Origin of the sequence: Kocuria rosea, from assembly GCF_023715525.1 — a bacterium.
GTDB classification, from domain to species: Bacteria; Actinomycetota; Actinomycetes; order Actinomycetales; family Micrococcaceae; genus Kocuria; species Kocuria rosea_A.
The window spans coordinates 60,826-75,486 of the sequence record NZ_JAMBOG010000006.1 but is presented as its reverse complement, the minus strand read 5'-3'; the positions used below and the strand labels follow the sequence as shown (position 1 = coordinate 75,486).

General features: G+C 74.0%; 14 protein-coding genes and 1 pseudogene. 7 read left to right on the top strand and 8 right to left on the bottom strand.

Going from position 1 to position 14,661, the window contains the following annotated elements; genetic code table 11:
- Positions 1–13 precede the first annotated feature (13 nt).
- The 3 genes from opgC (at position 14) to M3185_RS06010 (ending at position 3,399) form a co-directional block, all read left to right on the top strand.
- The gene (gene opgC, locus M3185_RS06020) at positions 14–2,488 is read left to right on the top strand and encodes an OpgC domain-containing protein (protein ID WP_251332765.1); all 2,475 of its coding nucleotides are present in this window, start codon (positions 14–16) and stop codon (positions 2,486–2,488) included.
- Between the two features lie 151 nt (positions 2,489–2,639).
- Positions 2,640–2,972, top strand: a complete 333-nt coding sequence (locus M3185_RS06015) for an STAS domain-containing protein (protein WP_251332861.1) — start codon at positions 2,640–2,642, stop codon at positions 2,970–2,972.
- Positions 2,965–3,399 carry an ATP-binding protein gene (locus M3185_RS06010; RefSeq protein ID WP_251332764.1) on the top strand — a complete coding sequence of 145 codons (435 nt, stop codon included), beginning with the start codon at positions 2,965–2,967 and terminating at the stop codon, positions 3,397–3,399. Before M3185_RS06015 ends, M3185_RS06010 begins: the two co-directional genes overlap by 8 nt.
- Here the strand turns inward: M3185_RS06010 and M3185_RS06005 are convergent.
- The 3 genes from M3185_RS06005 to M3185_RS05995 form a co-directional block, all read right to left on the bottom strand.
- A complete protein-coding gene (locus M3185_RS06005) occupies positions 3,387–3,557 on the bottom strand; it encodes a hypothetical protein (RefSeq protein ID WP_251332763.1) in 171 nt (56 codons plus the stop codon). The genes M3185_RS06010 and M3185_RS06005 overlap by 13 nt on opposite strands.
- A 200-nt stretch (positions 3,558–3,757) precedes the next feature.
- Positions 3,758–3,952 (bottom strand): hypothetical protein, encoded by a 195-nt coding sequence (locus M3185_RS06000; RefSeq protein WP_374238472.1) that lies wholly within the window; start codon positions 3,950–3,952, stop codon positions 3,758–3,760.
- A 108-nt stretch (positions 3,953–4,060) separates the two neighbouring features.
- Entirely contained in the window at positions 4,061–4,819 is a 759-nt protein-coding gene (locus M3185_RS05995) for an IclR family transcriptional regulator (protein ID WP_251332762.1), read from the bottom strand.
- Positions 4,820–5,009: 190 nt separating this feature from the next.
- Between M3185_RS05995 and M3185_RS05990 the strand changes: the two genes are divergently transcribed.
- On the top strand, positions 5,010–5,819 hold the full coding sequence (locus M3185_RS05990; protein WP_251332761.1) for a hypothetical protein: 810 nt from the start codon (positions 5,010–5,012) through the stop codon (positions 5,817–5,819).
- Here the strand turns inward: M3185_RS05990 and M3185_RS05985 are convergent.
- From M3185_RS05985 to pta, 3 genes and pseudogenes are all read right to left on the bottom strand, one after another.
- Positions 5,765–6,740: pseudogene (locus M3185_RS05985) on the bottom strand (IS481 family transposase). The gene M3185_RS05990 and the pseudogene M3185_RS05985 sit on opposite strands and share 55 nt — an antisense overlap.
- Positions 6,741–6,840: 100 nt before the next feature.
- Complete coding sequence (locus M3185_RS05980) at positions 6,841–8,076, bottom strand: acetate/propionate family kinase (protein WP_251332760.1); 1,236 nt, start codon at positions 8,074–8,076, stop codon at positions 6,841–6,843.
- 46 nt (positions 8,077–8,122) lie between these two features.
- Positions 8,123–10,216, bottom strand: a complete 2,094-nt coding sequence (gene pta, locus M3185_RS05975) for a phosphate acetyltransferase (protein WP_251332759.1) — start codon at positions 10,214–10,216, stop codon at positions 8,123–8,125.
- Positions 10,217–10,378: 162 nt separating this feature from the next.
- Between pta and M3185_RS05970 the strand changes: the two genes are divergently transcribed.
- Genes M3185_RS05970 through M3185_RS05960 form a run of 3 tightly spaced genes read left to right on the top strand, consistent with a single transcriptional unit; the run spans position 10,379 to position 12,095 of the window.
- Positions 10,379–10,696, top strand: a complete 318-nt coding sequence (locus M3185_RS05970) for a thiamine-binding protein (RefSeq protein ID WP_251332758.1) — start codon at positions 10,379–10,381, stop codon at positions 10,694–10,696.
- A 23-nt stretch (positions 10,697–10,719) separates the two neighbouring features.
- A complete protein-coding gene (locus M3185_RS05965; RefSeq protein WP_251332757.1) occupies positions 10,720–11,235 on the top strand; it encodes a GNAT family N-acetyltransferase in 516 nt (171 codons plus the stop codon).
- Complete coding sequence (locus M3185_RS05960; RefSeq protein ID WP_251332756.1) at positions 11,232–12,095, top strand: spermidine synthase; 864 nt, start codon at positions 11,232–11,234, stop codon at positions 12,093–12,095. The genes M3185_RS05965 and M3185_RS05960 overlap by 4 nt, the downstream gene beginning before the upstream one ends.
- Before the next feature lie 53 nt (positions 12,096–12,148).
- Here the strand turns inward: M3185_RS05960 and M3185_RS05955 are convergent, their stop codons facing one another.
- Positions 12,149–13,072, bottom strand: a complete 924-nt coding sequence (locus M3185_RS05955; protein ID WP_251332755.1) for an alpha/beta fold hydrolase — start codon at positions 13,070–13,072, stop codon at positions 12,149–12,151.
- On the bottom strand, positions 13,069–14,604 hold the full coding sequence (locus M3185_RS05950) for a flavin-containing monooxygenase (RefSeq protein WP_251332754.1): 1,536 nt from the start codon (positions 14,602–14,604) through the stop codon (positions 13,069–13,071). The genes M3185_RS05955 and M3185_RS05950 overlap by 4 nt, the downstream gene beginning before the upstream one ends.
- Positions 14,605–14,661 lie beyond the last annotated feature (57 nt).

The following is a 14,661-nucleotide window of genomic DNA, read 5'->3' as shown; positions in this document are numbered from 1 at the left end:
GCGGAGGAACACCGTGAACTCCATCGCCCACCGATCCGTGCGTGCTGCGCTGCTCGCCGTCGTCCTGCTGGCGCTGGCCGCGCTGGTCCTCCCGGCCACCTCGGCGCGGGCGGCGGACGACGCGCCCGCCGGCTCGAGCCCGTCCGGGGGGCCGTACCTCGGGGCGCTGCTGGACTGGGCCACGGACTCGGCCGCCGCTCACGCGGAACGGTCGGGCGCCCCGGCCGCCGTCTACGGCCGCCCGGTCCAGCTGCCGATGAGCGACCAGGAGCAGGGCTACCTCCGGGACTTCTTCGTGCAGGTCGCCGGCCAGGGGGCGCACGCGCTGCTCACCGTCCGGCCCGAGGTGTCCCTGGAGAAGGTGGACGACGCCCGGGCCGCGGTCCTGGCCGCGCAGGTGGCGGACGTCGCCGAGGGGTACGAGGGCACCGTGTTCGTCCGGTTCGCCCCGCAGATGAACGCCTCCTGGGTGCCCTGGGGGCAGCAGCCCGAGGCGTACCGCGACGCCTTCCGCGCCGTGGCGAAGGCGATGGACGCCGAGCTGGGCGACCCCGTGATGGTGTGGTCGCCCACCGTGGGCGGTGACTACCCCTTCCGTGCCGCCTCGACCGTCCCGCCGTCGGGCGGGGACCTGGGCGCGCTGGACACCGACGGCAACGGGGTGTGGAACCAGGACGACGACGCCTACCGCCCCTACTACCCCGGTGACGACGTCGTGGACTGGGTGGGGCTGTCCGCCTACCACGACGACACCGGCGACGGGCCGGTCCGCAACACCGTCGCGGCCCCCGGGGCCTTCGAGGCGCAGCTGGGCCCGGCCCGCGCCACCGGCCCGCCCGCCGGGGAGGACTTCTACGCCGCCTACGCGGCCGGCCGCGACAAACCTCTGATGGTCGAGACGTCCGCCTTCTACAGCCCCGGTGCGGAGGGTGCACCGGAGCGGGAGATCAAGAGCGGCTGGTGGGACCAGGTCCTCGCGGCGGCATCCGGCGGGGACTACGACCGGATCGCGGCCGTGGTGTGGAACGAGACCGTCGAGCAGCGCGGCGAGGGGGCCGCGACCGTGGACTGGCGGATCACCGCCGACCCCGAGCTGGCCGCCGCCGCCGGCGACCGGCTGGAGGGCACGCCGGTGGTGACCGGCCCGGTCACCGAGCGGACCGTGCTGCACGGCGGCGGATCCGCCGCGGCAGGGACCGTGCTGGAGGGCCCGGCCGCCTGGGCGAGCGCGGTGGCGGTCCTGACCGCAGTCGTGCTCCTGAGCCTGCTGTTCTCCCGGCGTCCCGTCACGGGGTGGGCCTACACGGACCCGTCGCCGCGCGACGCCCGGATCGACATGCTGCGCGGGGTGGCCATCGTCTTCGTCGTCGTCAACCACGTCGGCCTCGCCTCGCTGTTCCAGCTGCTCACCCAGGAGACCGTCGGGGTGGTCTCGGGGGCGGAGCTGTTCGTGCTGCTGTCCGGGGCCGTCCTGGGCCTGGTGTACGGGCCCCGGGCGCGGGACGAGCTGGGGGAGGTCCTGGACCGCACGACCTCACGGGCCCGGAAGCTCTACGTCACCGCCCTGGTCGTGGTGCTGCTCGTCTTCGCGCTGAGCCGGCTGCCGTTCCTCGACGCCACGGCCGTCACGACCTTCACCGACCAGGGCACCGGTGCCGCCGGCGCCGGTGCGGCCGGCGCCGTCTACGACCTCTACGCCGGGATGGAGGGCCTGGTCGCGTACCCCGTCTCGGCGCACGCGATCCCGGCGGTGTTCCTCCTGCAGATCGGACCGTGGCAGTTCAACATCATGGGCCTGTACGTGATCCTGCTGCTGCTCAGCCCCCTGGTGCTGACCGCCTTGGCCCGTGGCCGGGCGTGGGCGGTCCTCGGGGTCAGCCTGGCGCTCTACGCCGGGGGATCCCTCCTGCGGATCCGCCTCCTGCCGTCCCAGTTCGAGGACTCCTTCCCGCTGCTGGTGTGGCAGGTGCTGTTCGTGCTGGGCATGGTCGGCGGCTACTACCGCCGGCAGATCGTCGCGTGGTTCGCCGCCCCGCCGCGGCGGGTGCTGCTGGTGGCCTGCCTGGTGCTGGCAGCCGCCCTCGCCCTGTTCTCCTGGTCCAGCCCCTACCTCACCAACGCCTACGACGTGCGCCTGACGCTGCTCCCGGAGTCGTCCTTCCGCGCGGTCTACGACCGCTTCTTCGGGCGCACCTACCTGGGCGTCGGCCGGCTGCTGAACGTGCTGCTGGTCGTCGTCGCCGCGTACACCCTGCTCAGCGTCTGCTGGCGGCCCCTCCACCGCGCCCTGGGCTGGTTCCTCATCCCCCTGGGCCAGGCCACCCTCTACGTCTTCGTCGTCCACGTGTTCGTCATCCTGGCCGTCACCAACGTCCCCGCGCTGCAGCGGGGCAACCTGTGGCTCAACACCGCCGCCTACGTCGTGGTCCTGGGCCTGCTGTGGGTCATGGTGAAGAAGAGGTTCCTGTTCGGGATCATCCCCCGCTGAGGCGCGGCCCGGCCCGCGCCGGTCGGCCGATCGGGCGCGGCGATCGGTACGCTGGTCGGTGTCGCCCGCAACACGTGCGATCGGCCCGTGCCCCGCGGGGTGACCGTCGCCGCGGACCGCGCGGGCGGCGCCGTCCAGGAGAGGAATGTCGATGCAGTTCACCGTCGAGCACAGGCCGGGCTACGCCCTGATCACCGGCACGGGCCGGTTGAACATGGTGGGGGCCCCCCGGCTGCGGGAGGTCGTGGCCGAGGTGGTGGACGGTGGGTCCAACCGCGTGGTGGTCGACCTGGGCGGGGTGGAGTTCATGGACTCCTCCGGGCTGGGGGCCCTGGTCGGCTGCCTGAAGGTCGCCCGGGGGGCAGGAGGGGACCTGCGCATCGCCGGCGTGGGCCCGCAGGTGAGGATGGTGCTGGAGCTCACCGGCATGCACCGGGTGCTCACCCCGTACGACACGCCGGACCAGGCGTTCGCCGGTGCCTGAGAGCGTGGTGCGGCGGGTCCGCCGAGGGCCCGCCACCGCCGCGACCGTCGAGGCCGTGCACGACGACCTCGACGGGATGTGGGCGGAGGCGGACTTCGTGCCCGAGGCCGACCGGATGGCGTTCACCCTGGCGGTCGTGGAAGCGGCCGCGAACGTCGTCGCCCACGCGGTGCCCGCCGCGGAGGCGCCCCTGGAGCTCGAGGTGGAGCTCACCGCCGGAGCCTTCCGGCTGGAGGCCAGGGTCTACGAGCTCAACGCCGCCCCGGCCGAGGTGGACCTCACCTCCGGCGCGGACGCCGGGGTGCACGGGGAGTCCGGCCGGGGCCTGTCCCTGATCCAGGCGCTGGTGAGCACCGTGGTCTTCGAGCGCCACGGGAACGACAACGTGTGGGTGCTGCGCCGGGACTCCTCCGGTCACCGGTCCTGACGGTCCGGGGCTCGGGCGGTCGTGCAGCTCGTGACCGCTCCGGCGGGGACCGCCGGCCGGGTGCGGGCCTCCCGGGCCGGGACGGGCGCGGCCCGGACCTGCCGTTCCAGCTCGCGGAGCGCGGCGCTGTTCATGTTGACCGTGATCGGGGTGCTCACCTCTCGTACCGCATGGGTCCGGATGCAGGTGGCTCCAGGAGCGCGACCCGACCGGCGGCGTCCCGCCGGGGTCACGGACGGAAGGGGTCGACGAAAGCCCTGGTCGGAAGCGGGTGGTCCTGCCCCCGGGGTTGCTGCGTGGCGTCAAGGGGGGGGGTAGCACGGGGACGCTGTCCTCGCGCGGGTCCCCTCCGCGCGGCTCAGCCCTGCTGGACGTGCAGGGTCTCGGCGGTGGCGGCGGCGACCTGCCGGTCGGGGTGCAGCGCGGCCAGGGCCGCCGCGCGCTCGGCGGCGCGGGCGGGGTCGAGGTCGAACAGGTGCAGGGTGCGCACGCCTGAGGAGAGCAGGGCGGAGGCCACCGCGGAGCCGGCTCCGCCGGTGCCGATCTGGACCACGTGCTCCCGGGGGACCTCGGGCAGCTGCGTGGCGAGTCCGGCGGCGAAGCCGCGGGGCGCGGCCTGCGAGGGATGTGCCCCGGGGCGGACGGGGCGCCCGGCGGATGGTCACGGCCGCAGCGGCAGCTCCAGCGCGAGGGTGGCGGCGGCCCGGCGCAGTTCGGGCAGGTGGTCCTGCAGTCCCCGCAGATCGGTCCGGAAGACGGGGGCCGCCAGGGAGACCGCGGCGATCAGCCGGTTCGACGGGGACAGGACGGGAACGGCGACGGCGGCCATGCCGATGTCGTTCTCCTCGGACTGGCCGGCCCAGCCCTGTCGGTGGACCTGCTCGATCTGGTGCCGGAGCTCGTCGCGGTCGGTGACCGAGTGCTCGGTGCGCGGGGTCAGGTCGACGGTCTCCAGCAGGTGCTCGCGCGTGGCGGGATCGGCGAAGGCGAGCAGGGCCTTGCCGAGGGAGGAGGTGTGCAGGGGTCCGCGGTCGCCGGGGTCGGTGGTGGTGCGGAACTGTGGTCCGTCCACCTTGTGCACCGTCAGGAACCGGTCGCCGTCGAGCACGGCCAGGATCGAGCTCTCCCCGGTGAGGTCGGTCAGCTGCTGCAGGACCGGGACCGCCGCCCCCTCGAAGCCCCGCTGGTGGGCGACCTTCTGGCCCAGCTGGTAGATCCGCAGGCCCAGCCCGTAGCGCTTCTCCTGCGGGTCGTAGGTGGCGAAACCGGCGTCGACCAGGGTGTTGAGCAGGCGGTAGGCCGTGCTGAAGGGGTACCCCGCCGCCTCGGCGATCTGGCCCGCTATCGCCCCCCGGGGGTACTCGCCGAGCAGCGTGAGCACCCCGAGAGCCTTGCCGACCGTGCCGGTCCTGTCCGTCATCGCGGTTCCTCCCTTGGCGCCGGGTGTGATGCGGATCATTCCGATAGTCCAATGTACAGCAATTATTGCCAACATGTGAGAACAAGGTGGAAGGTGCTTCCGGGCGCCTCTCCTGATCCCGGGCGTGAGCGCCGGGCCTCCTGCCGCCCCTCCTTCCCGACCACCAGACCTCCGAGTGAAGGGTCCCGTGATGGCCCACGCCTCACCATCGGCCGCCCATGTCAAGACGCCGAAGAGGGCGGCCCTGGCCAGCTGGATCGATTCGGCCCTGGAGTACTACGACTTCGCCGTCTACGGCACCGCCGCCGCGCTGGTGCTCAACCACCTGTTCTTCCCCGCCGAGACCTCCCCGGCGGTGGCGATCCTGCTGGCCACGGCCGTGTTCATCCCCTTCACCCTGGTCCTCACCGAGGAGCAGCTGTTCAGCTGGGGCTGGCGGGTCCCGTTCTGGCTCTCCGCCGTCGTGGTGGTCGTGGCCTACCTGATCCGCCGCCACCTGGAGGAGCCGCCCGCCTTCGTCCAGGCCCGCGCCGGGCTGCCGGGGCGGAAGCCGGCCACCCCGCTGTCGCTGATGCTGAAGCACCACAAGAGCGCCGTGGCCCGGATCGCGTGCGCGGCGATGATCAACACCGTCAACGTGGTGTTCCTGGTGTGGTCGCTGTCCTTCGCCACCTCCGTGGTGGGCCTGGAGCGCTCGAGCATGCTCTGGGTCTCCGTCATCGCCAACGCCGTGGCCCTGCTCGCGATCCCCGCGGCGGCCATGGTCGCCGACCGGGTCGGGCGCAAGCCGGTGTTCATCACCGGGGCGGCCGGGCGGTCGGGGCGGCCGGGCCTCCAGCACCTCGCGCTGACGCCCCGGGGCCACGGGCCCCGGTCCACGAGGCGCACGCCGCCGGTCCGGTCAGCGGCGTGCCGTCCTGGGGGCGCCCGGCTAGCTGTACCCGGTCACTGGGTTGGTCGCAGGCGGCTGATCGGCGGGTGGCCTCCGAGTGCGCTGTGACGCCTGCCAGTGTTGTAGTGCTCGAGCCACGGGGCAAGGGCCGCGGCGCGTTCGTCGTTGCTGGTGAAGACCTGCCGGTAGGCCCACTCGGTGGCCAGGGTGCGGTTGAACCGCTCCACCTTCCCGTTCTGCCAGGGACAGTGCGGGCGGATGAACACCTGCCTCGCGCCCAGGGTAGTGATGACCTCGCGCACGGCCGTGGAATGGCGGTAGGCCCAGGCGTTGTCGGTCATCACCCGCTCGATCCGGGGGATGCCATGGGCGGCGAAGTAGGCCGCGGCCCGGGCCAGGAACCCTGCACAGGTGGTGCCCTTCTCATCGGCCAGGACCTCGGAGTAGGCCAGACGGGAGTAGTCATCGACCAGTGAGTGGACGTAGTCGAACCCCACCCGGGTGCTGCGGTCCCGCCCGAGGCGGCTGCCGGCTCGCCCGTGAGCCCGCCACCCGCCACCGTCAGGGATCCGGCCGAGCAACTTCGGCGTCCATGTGCACCAGCTCCCCGGGCCGGTCGCGTTCGTAGCGCACCGCGGTGGCCTTCGAGGCCCGGATGACCGCCCCGGTGAGCCGGTCCAGCTCCCGCAGGTACGGGACCCGGTGGCGGCGCAGGACCCGTCCCACGGTCCTGGGGGCCATCCCGAGTTCGGGGCCGAGCCAGTCCTGACCCCGCCGGGTGGTGCGGCGCAGCGCCAGCACCTGCTGCTCGACCTCGGGTCGGGTGCGGGTCGGGGTGGTGTGCGGGCGACAGGACCGGTCGTGGAGGCCGGCCTCACCCTCGTGCTCGTAGCGGGCGATCCAGGTCGCCACGCACTTGCGGGACACACCCATGGCCGCGGCGATGTGGGCCTTGGGCATCCCGGCCTGGTGGCGCTGCACGATCAGGAGCCTGCCGTGGACGGTGGTGCGGGCATTACCGTGGGACATGGGAGCCTCCGTGGTGGATGTGGGCCTTCGACAAGCCACACCCCACCCGGAGGCTCTCCTCACGTCAACACCGCGCTACCAATCCCCTGCCCGGGTACAGCTAGCGGCTGCGGCGGCGGTCGACCAGGGCCGCGGTCGCCTCGGCGATCGCCCGCTCCTCGTCGGTCGGCACCACGAGCACCTCCACGGCGGAGCCCGGGGCGGAGATGCGGCGCACCTCGGGGGAGCGGACGGCGTTGGCGTCGTCGTCGACCGTGATGCCGAGGGCGCCCAGCCGCTCGCACACGCGCCGGCGGAACGGGGCGGCGTTCTCGCCGATCCCGGCCGTGAACACGAGGGCCTGCGTCCCGCCCACGGCCACGTGGTAGCCGCCGACGTACTTCGCCAGGCGGTAGGCGGCCATCTCCAGGGCCAGCTCCGCGCGCTCGTCACCGGCGTCCGCGGCCTCCTGGACGGCGCGCATGTCGTGGTCGCCGGCGATCGCCTTGAGCCCGGACTCCTTGTTGAGCATGGCGTCGAGCGTCTCCGGGTCCGCGGCGGGGTCCCGGCGCATGATGGCCGTGACCACGGACGGGTCGAGGTCCCCGGAGCGCGTGCCCATCACGAGGCCCGCCAGCGGGGTGTAGCCCATGGAGGTGTCGTAGGAGCGCCCGTCCTTGATCGCGGTCACGGAGGCGCCGTTGCCCAGGTGGGCGACGACGGCGGCGAACTGATCACGCGCGACGCCCAGGAACTGTGCGGCCTGTCCGGTCACGTAGTCGTGGGAGGTGCCGTGGAAGCCGTAGCGGCGGATCCCGTAGCGGGTGTACATGTCCTCGGGAATGGCGTAGCGCCAGACGTGCTCGGGCATGGTGCGGTGGAAGGCGGTGTCGAACACGCAGACCTGCGGCAGGTGCGGCCACGTCCGCTGCACGGCGCGCAGCCCCAGCACGGCCGCGGGGTTGTGCAGCGGGGCCAGCGGGGCCAGGCGCTCGATCTCCCGGATGATCTCGTTGTTGACCAGCACCGGGGCGGAGAAGCGCTCCCCGCCGTGCACCACCCGGTGGCCCGCGGCGTCGATCGTGCGCCCGGCCAGCTCCTCCTCGAGCCGCTCGGCCAGCAGCTCGAGGGCCTGCGTGTGGTCGCGGATCCCGGGCCCGCCGATGTTCTCGACCAGCCCGGAGGCCAGCACCTCGCCGCCCACCTCCCCCCGGGTGGCGACCTCCAGCGGGACGTTCTCGTCCAGGGCCGGCATGGTCGAGGTGTAGGGCTGCGGCTCGACGTCCGGGACGGCCACGACCTCCCGGACCTGGTACTTGAGCGAGGACGAGCCGCAGTTGACGACGAGGACCAGCATGGGCGAACTCCCTGGGGACGGCGGGGCGGGGACGGCGGGTGGTGGACTACATGCTCTGGGCCTGGATCGCGGTGATCGCGACCGTGTTGACGATGTCGTCCACGGTGCAGCCGCGGGAGAGGTCGTTGACGGGCTTGCGCAGCCCCTGCAGGACCGGGCCGACGGCCACGGCGCCCGCGGACTGCTGGACGGCCTTGTACGTGTTGTTGCCCGTGTTCAGGTCCGGGAAGACGAACACGGTGGCCTGCCCGGCCACGGCCGAGCCGGGGAGCTTGGAGGCGGCGATGGAGGCGTCGACCGCGGCGTCGTACTGGATCGGGCCCTCGACCTCGAAGTCGGGGTGCATGCTGCGGACGATCTCGGTGGCCGCGCGCACCTTGTCGACGTCCTGGCCGGAGCCCGAGCCGCCGGTCGAGTAGGAGAGCATCGCGACCTTGGGCTCCACCCCGAACCGGCGGGCGGTGCGGGCGGAGGCGAGCGCGATGTCCGCGAGCTGCTGCTCGTCCGGGTTCGGGTTCACGGCGCAGTCGCCGTAGACGAGGACGCGGTCGGCGAGGAGCATGAAGAACACCGAGGAGACGATCTTCACGCCCTCGGCGGTCTTCACGAACTCGAGGGCCGGGCGGATGGTGTTGGCGGTGGTGTGGGCCGCCCCGGAGACCATGCCGTCCACGTCGCCCGTCTGCACCATCATGGTGCCGAAGTAGGAGCCGTCGAGCATCCGCTCGAGCGCCGCCTCCTTCTGCACGCCCTTGTGCGCGCGCAGCCGCACGTACTCGTCGGCGTACTTCTCCCGCAGGACCTCGTCGTGCTCGAAGTCGATGAGCGTGAGCCCGTCCTCGTCGAAGTCGAGGTTGATGCCCTCGGTCTGGCACAGCTGCGCGATCCTCCCGGGGTCGCCGAGGACGGTGAGGTCGCAGAAGTTGCGGCGGTGGATCATCTCCGCGGCGCGCAGGATGCGGGGGTCCTCGCCCTCGGGCAGGACGATGTTCTTCCGGTCGGCGCGGGCGGCTTCGACGAGCTCGTGCAGGAAGCGCAGGGGGGTGCGCCGGGCGGGGCGGGGCAGGTCGAGCCGGCTCACGAGCTCCTGGCCGTCCACGCGGCGGGCCCACTCGCCCAGGGCGGCCGCCACCTTGCGGGGGTGCGCGCCCGAGAGGGTGCCGCGGGCGCGGGAGACCGCCCGCGCGGCGCTGTAGGTGTCGAGCTCCGTGGTCAGCACGGGGAAGGGTGCGGCGGCCGTGAGCTCCTGGATCCGTCCCTCGGTGGTGAAGCCGCCGGTCAGGAGCATCCCCGAGGGGACGGGCAGGGCGGGGGAGAGGGCCGAGGCCAGGGAGGCGACCACGATGTCGGCCCGGTCCCCGGGCGTGATGACGAAGTCGCCGTCGGCGAGCTGGTCGAGGTAGTGGCCCACGGTCATGGCCGCGACCTTCACGCCCCTGACGTCGCGGTCCAGGGAGACCTGCGCCGGGCCGGTGCCGAACCCGTGCGCGTCCCGCAGCTCGGCGACCGTGGGCGCGGCCACGGCCGGGTTCTCGGAGATGACGTAGACCGGCAGACCGCGCACCCCGCGCGCGGCGTGGGCGGTGAGCCGGTCCACCCACTCGGGCCGCGCCCGGTTGACGATGACGGCGTAGATGTCGCACCCGGCCTGGTGGAGCTCGGCGCGGGAGACCTCGATCGCGTTGAGCACGTCGTCGGGGCTCTCCGCCTCGTCGGCGCCGATCACGGCGAGGACGGAGGCGCCGAGGTTGTTGGCCATCCGGGCGTTCATGTCGAACTCCGCGGTGGCCGCGTTGTGGGCCAGCATGTCGGTCCCGTCCACCACGACCACGTCGCAGTGCCGGGCCATCTCGGCGTAGACGCTCACGGCCGTCGCGTCGAGCTCGTCGTGGTTCCCGGCCGCGAGCAGCTCACGGGTCCGTGCCAGGGACAGGCCCCCGCGGCAGCGCTCGTCCTTGAGCCCGAAGTTGCGCTTCATCAGCTGGAGCATGGGGTCGTCCGCCGGCGTCGCGCCGAGGTGGACGGGGCGGAAGTAGCCCAGGCGGTCGGTCTTGCGGAAGAGGGAGTCGGCGAGCCCCAGGACCACGAGCGACTTGCCGGACTGCGGTGTCATGGCGCTGACGTAGATGCCTTGGGTCATGGCGGGCGTCCTCCGATGGGCGGGCTCGGGGCGGGCGTGCTGGTCCCAGTCTAGGGTCCGCCCACCGGCCGGACCGGGGACGGGGCCGTCGCCGTCCCCGGGACTCCGCGCGGGGTGCGGCGCGGGGTGTCGCGGACCCGCCCCGGGTGGGAGACTGGGGGCATGCTGGTTGCCTTCTCCGTCTCCCCGACGGGCGGTGCGGACTCGAGCGGGTCCGTGCACGACGCCGTCGCCGCCGCCGTCCGCGTCGTCCGCGAGTCCGGACTGCCGAATCAGACCGATGCCATGTTCACGACCCTCGAGGGGGAGTGGGACGAGGTGATGGACGTCGTCAAGCGCGCCACCGAGGCGGTGGGCGCCTTCGGCCCCCGCGTCTCCCTCGTCCTCAAGGCCGACATCCGCCCGGGGCGCACGGGCGAGCTCAGCGGCAAGGTCGAGCGGCTCGAGGCCGCGATCCAGCGGCAGGCGATCGAGTCCTGACCCGCTCCGCGACCACCGTGCACGTGCGGGCCGCGGACGCCTCCGACGCCGCGGCGTGGTCCGCCCTGCACCGGCGCTGCCTCGACGAGACCTACCGGCCGCTCTTCGGCGACGCGTTCGCCGAGCGGCAGCACGCCGCGGCCGGGCGCGCGGCCGGCTACGACCGCGCGCTCCTCGCCGACCCGGGCGTGCGTACCCTCCTGGCCGTCGGCGACGACGGCGCCCCCCTCGGCCTGGCCGCGGCCGGACCGGCTCCCGCGGCGTGGGAGGCCAGGGCCGGGGTGCCCGCCCCCGTCCTGCCGCTGCAGCTGTTCCAGCTCTACACGCTCGCGGCGACCCACGGCACGGGCCTCGGCGCGGCTCTGCTGGAGGCCGCGCTCGGCCCGGCGGACGCCTACCTGTGGATCATGGACGGCAACCCCCGCGCCGAGCGGTTCTACGCCAAGCACGGCTTCCGTCCCCTGGACGAGTCGTTCCCGGCCGGCGGGCCCTGGGCGGGCCAGCACATGCACCGGATGGTGCGGACGGGCGCCGCGTGAGCCGCCGGTCCAGGCGGGCGCCGGACGCGCCGCCGTCCGCCGGCCCCGCGGCCGGCACCTACGAGATCTCCACCGGCACCGCCGAGCTCGTCCCGGACGAGTACGCGCCCGGCTCCTGGGTGCTGCACGTCAACGGCGTGCCCTCCTCCCACGTGGACCCCGAGCACCCCGAGCGCCTGGACTTCGAGTACATGCGCTGGATCGCCGCGCTCGTGGACGCCCACGTCGCCGCGCACCTGGACCCGGCGGCGCTGCGGGTGCTGCACCTCGGCGGGGGCGCCTGCTCGCTGGCGCGCTTCTTCGCGCACGCCCACCCGGCGGCGCGCCAGGTCGTGGTCGAGCTGGACGGCCGGCTCGCCGAGCTGGTCCGGACGTGGTTCGACCTCCCGCGCGCCCCGCTGCTGCGGATCCGGGTGGGGGAGGCCCGGGCGGTGACCGAGTCGCTGACCCCCGCCACGCGCGACGTCGTGGTCCGGGACGTGTTCGCGGGCGCCGTGACGCCGGAGCCCCTGACCACGGTGGAGTTCGTCCGCCACGTGGAGCGGGTGCTGGCCCCGGGCGGGCTGTACGTGCTCAACTGCGGCGACACCCGGGACCTCGCCGGGGCCCGGGCCGAGTTGGCGGCGCTGTCCGCGGTGTTCGAGCACGTCGCGGCCGTGGCCGATCCGGCGATGCTCAAGGGCCGCCGCTACGGCAACATCGTGCTGGCCGCGTCCCACGCGGCGCTGCCGGCCGAGGGCTCACCGGAGGCCGCGGCGCTCACGCGCGAGCTGCTGGGCGGGGCGGTCCCGGCGCAGTACAAGGACGCGGCGTGGGCGCGCGCGTTCGCCGGGGGCACCCCGCCGCGCCACGACCCCTGATCCGCGGCCCCTCCCCTGCGCGAGGGGCCGCGGATCAGGGGAGCGCGCACCCGTCACCCGGCCGGGCGCGACTCCTCCACCGCGGCCACGAACTCGCGGGCCAGCGCCACGAACTCCTCGGTCCGCTCGATCTGCGGCATGTGCCCGGTGTCCGGGAAGACGTGCAGCCGGGCGGCGGGCAGGGCGGCGGCCGCGGCCCGGGCGTGGTGAGCGGGCAGCACGGCGTCGGCGTCGCCCCACACCACGAGCACGGGCACGCCCGACGCGCGGATCCGCTCCAGCAGGTCCTTGCGCCAGCCGGGGAGCACGCCGAGCACCGGCAGCCCGATGCTGCGGTAGGTGCCGAGGAACGTGGCGCGGAAGTCCGGCTGGGAGCCCACCGTCGCGGCGTGGCGCAGCAGCTGGGGGGTGGCGAGGGCCGGGTCGAAGAAGCAGTTCTGGTTGGAGCGCACCGCGGCCGCCCTCGCGAGGGGCCGGAAGCGGGGGCCGAGCACGGGCAGCCGGGACAGCGCGGCCCAGAGCATCGGCATCGGCGAGACGTTGGCCTCGCGGCCGAAGCCCGCGCTGTTGGCCAGCAGCAGCCCCGCCACCCGCTCGGGGTGCTCGGCGGCGACCGTCATGGCCACGGCCCCGCCCAGCGAGTTGCCCATCAGGTGCACGGGCCGGTCCTCGCCCACGGCGTCGAGCACGCCGACCACGGCGCGCGCGAACGCCGCCAGCCCCGGCTTCTCCGCCCCCGCCGGGGTGAGGCCGAAGCCGGGCAGGTCGGTGCTGAGCACCCGGTGGTCCCGGGCCAGCAGCTCGTGGGCGGCCGACCAGTCCTCCAGGCTGCGGCCGATGCCGTGCAGCAGCACGACGGGCGGGGCGTCCGCCGGCCCGGAGAGGCGGATGCGCACCGGGCGCCCGGCCACCGGCACCGTCGTCGTGGTCCCGTTCGTGGTCTCCGCCGGGAGGTCCGGGGCAGGGTGCTCGCTCATGCCAGGGCCTCCTGGTGGTGGGTGCCGCGGCGCCGGCGGGTGCGCGGGACGAGGTCGAGGGTGCGGGAGAGCGGGGTGCGCAGGGTGGTCGCGGAGTCCAGCAGGTAGTTCTGCCGCACGCGCCACGGGTGGCGGTCCCCCTGGCGGGGGAAGCCCGCGATCGCGCGCCGGACGTAGCCGGAGCTCAGGTCCAGCAGCGGGTGCTCCCGCATCCCCTCGGCGCGCCGGGGCACCACGGCCACCGCGTCGTGGCGGTCCATGTGCCGCAGCACCTTGCAGACCAGCCGGTGGGTCAGGTCGGCCCGCAGGGTCCAGGACGCGTTGGTGTAGCCGATGCACAGCGCGAAGTTCGGCACGCCCGTGAGCATCGCCCCGTTCCACACGAACTGCTCGGACAGCTCCACCGGCGTGCCGTCCACCGAGGGCACCACCCCGCCGAAGAACCGCAGCTTCAGCCCCGTGGCGGTGACGACGACGTCGGCCTCGAGCACCCGCCCGCTGCGCAGCCGGATCCCCTCGGGCACGAACGTGTCGACCGCGTCCGTGACGACCTCCGCGCGGCCCTTCCTGAGCGCCTTGAACAGGTCCGCGTTCGGGACCGCGCACAGCCGCTGGTCCCACGGGTCGTAGGAGGGGGTGAAGTGCTCGGCGACCAGCTGCTCGGAGCCGAGGGCCCGGGCGGCCCTGCTCGTGAGGAAGGCGCGCGCCAGGGCCGGGCGGCGCCGGCAGAACTGGTAGAACGCCGTGCCGAAGAGGATGTTCTTCGTGCGGATCAGCCGGTGGGCCGTCCGCGGCGGCAGCACCCGGCGCAGCGCGTCCGCGCGCCTGTCCCGGCCGGGCACCGCGCTGATCCACGTGGGGGAGCGCTGGAGCATGGTCACGTGCGCCGCCTCGTCCGCCATGGCCGGCACGAGGGTCACGGCGGTCGCGCCGCTGCCGATCACCACCACCCGCCGGCCGGCCCAGTCCAGGTCCTCGGGCCAGAACTGCGGGTGCACCACGCGCCCGCGGAAGGTCTCGGCCCCCGGGAATCCGGGGGCGTGGCCGCTCTCGTAGTCGTAGTAGCCGGCGCACGAGTACAGGAACGAGCACGTCAGGGAGCGCCGGCGCACGGAGCCGTCCTCGCCGCGCTCCTCTAGGCCCAGGGTCCAGCGGTGCTCGCCGCCGGACCAGTCGGCCGAGACGAGCCGGGTGCGGAAGCGGATGTGCCGGTCGATGCCGAACTCCTGCGCCGTCTCGCGGACGTACGCGAGGATGGACGGGCCGTCGGCGATCGACTGCGGGTCCCGCCAGGGCTTGAACGGGTAGCCCAGGGTGAACATGTCGGAGTCGGAGCGGATCCCGGGGTAGCGGAAGAGGTCCCACGTCCCGCCGACGGAGTCCCGGGCCTCCAGGACGACGTAGGAGTGCTCCGGGCACTCCGTCTGCAGGCGGTAGGCCGCGCCGATCCCGGAGAGGCCGGCGCCGACGACGACCACGTCGCGGTGCTCCGCCGCAGGGGCGCCGCCGGAGGAGGGGTCGAGTTCGGGCATGGTTCCAGGATCGCCGAGCCGGCCCCGCCGTGCTTGACGCTGGACGACGATTGCTTG

Excerpts from the sequence above, each read along its gene's own strand:
- M3185_RS05955 (WP_251332755.1), bottom strand. The coding sequence starts at position 13,072 with ATGAGCGAGCACCCTGCCCCGGACCTCCCGGCGGAGACCACGAACGGG.
- M3185_RS05970 (WP_251332758.1), top strand. The coding sequence starts at position 10,379 with ATGCTGGTTGCCTTCTCCGTCTCCCCGACGGGCGGTGCGGACTCGAGC.
- M3185_RS05950 (WP_251332754.1), bottom strand. The coding sequence starts at position 14,604 with ATGCCCGAACTCGACCCCTCCTCCGGCGGCGCCCCTGCGGCGGAGCAC.
- M3185_RS05995 (WP_251332762.1), bottom strand. The coding sequence starts at position 4,819 with ATGACGGACAGGACCGGCACGGTCGGCAAGGCTCTCGGGGTGCTCACG.
- M3185_RS06015 (WP_251332861.1), top strand. The coding sequence starts at position 2,640 with ATGCAGTTCACCGTCGAGCACAGGCCGGGCTACGCCCTGATCACCGGC.
- M3185_RS05980 (WP_251332760.1), bottom strand. The coding sequence starts at position 8,076 with ATGCTGGTCCTCGTCGTCAACTGCGGCTCGTCCTCGCTCAAGTACCAG.
- M3185_RS05990 (WP_251332761.1), top strand. The coding sequence starts at position 5,010 with ATGGCCCACGCCTCACCATCGGCCGCCCATGTCAAGACGCCGAAGAGG.
- pta (WP_251332759.1), bottom strand. The coding sequence starts at position 10,216 with ATGACCCAAGGCATCTACGTCAGCGCCATGACACCGCAGTCCGGCAAG.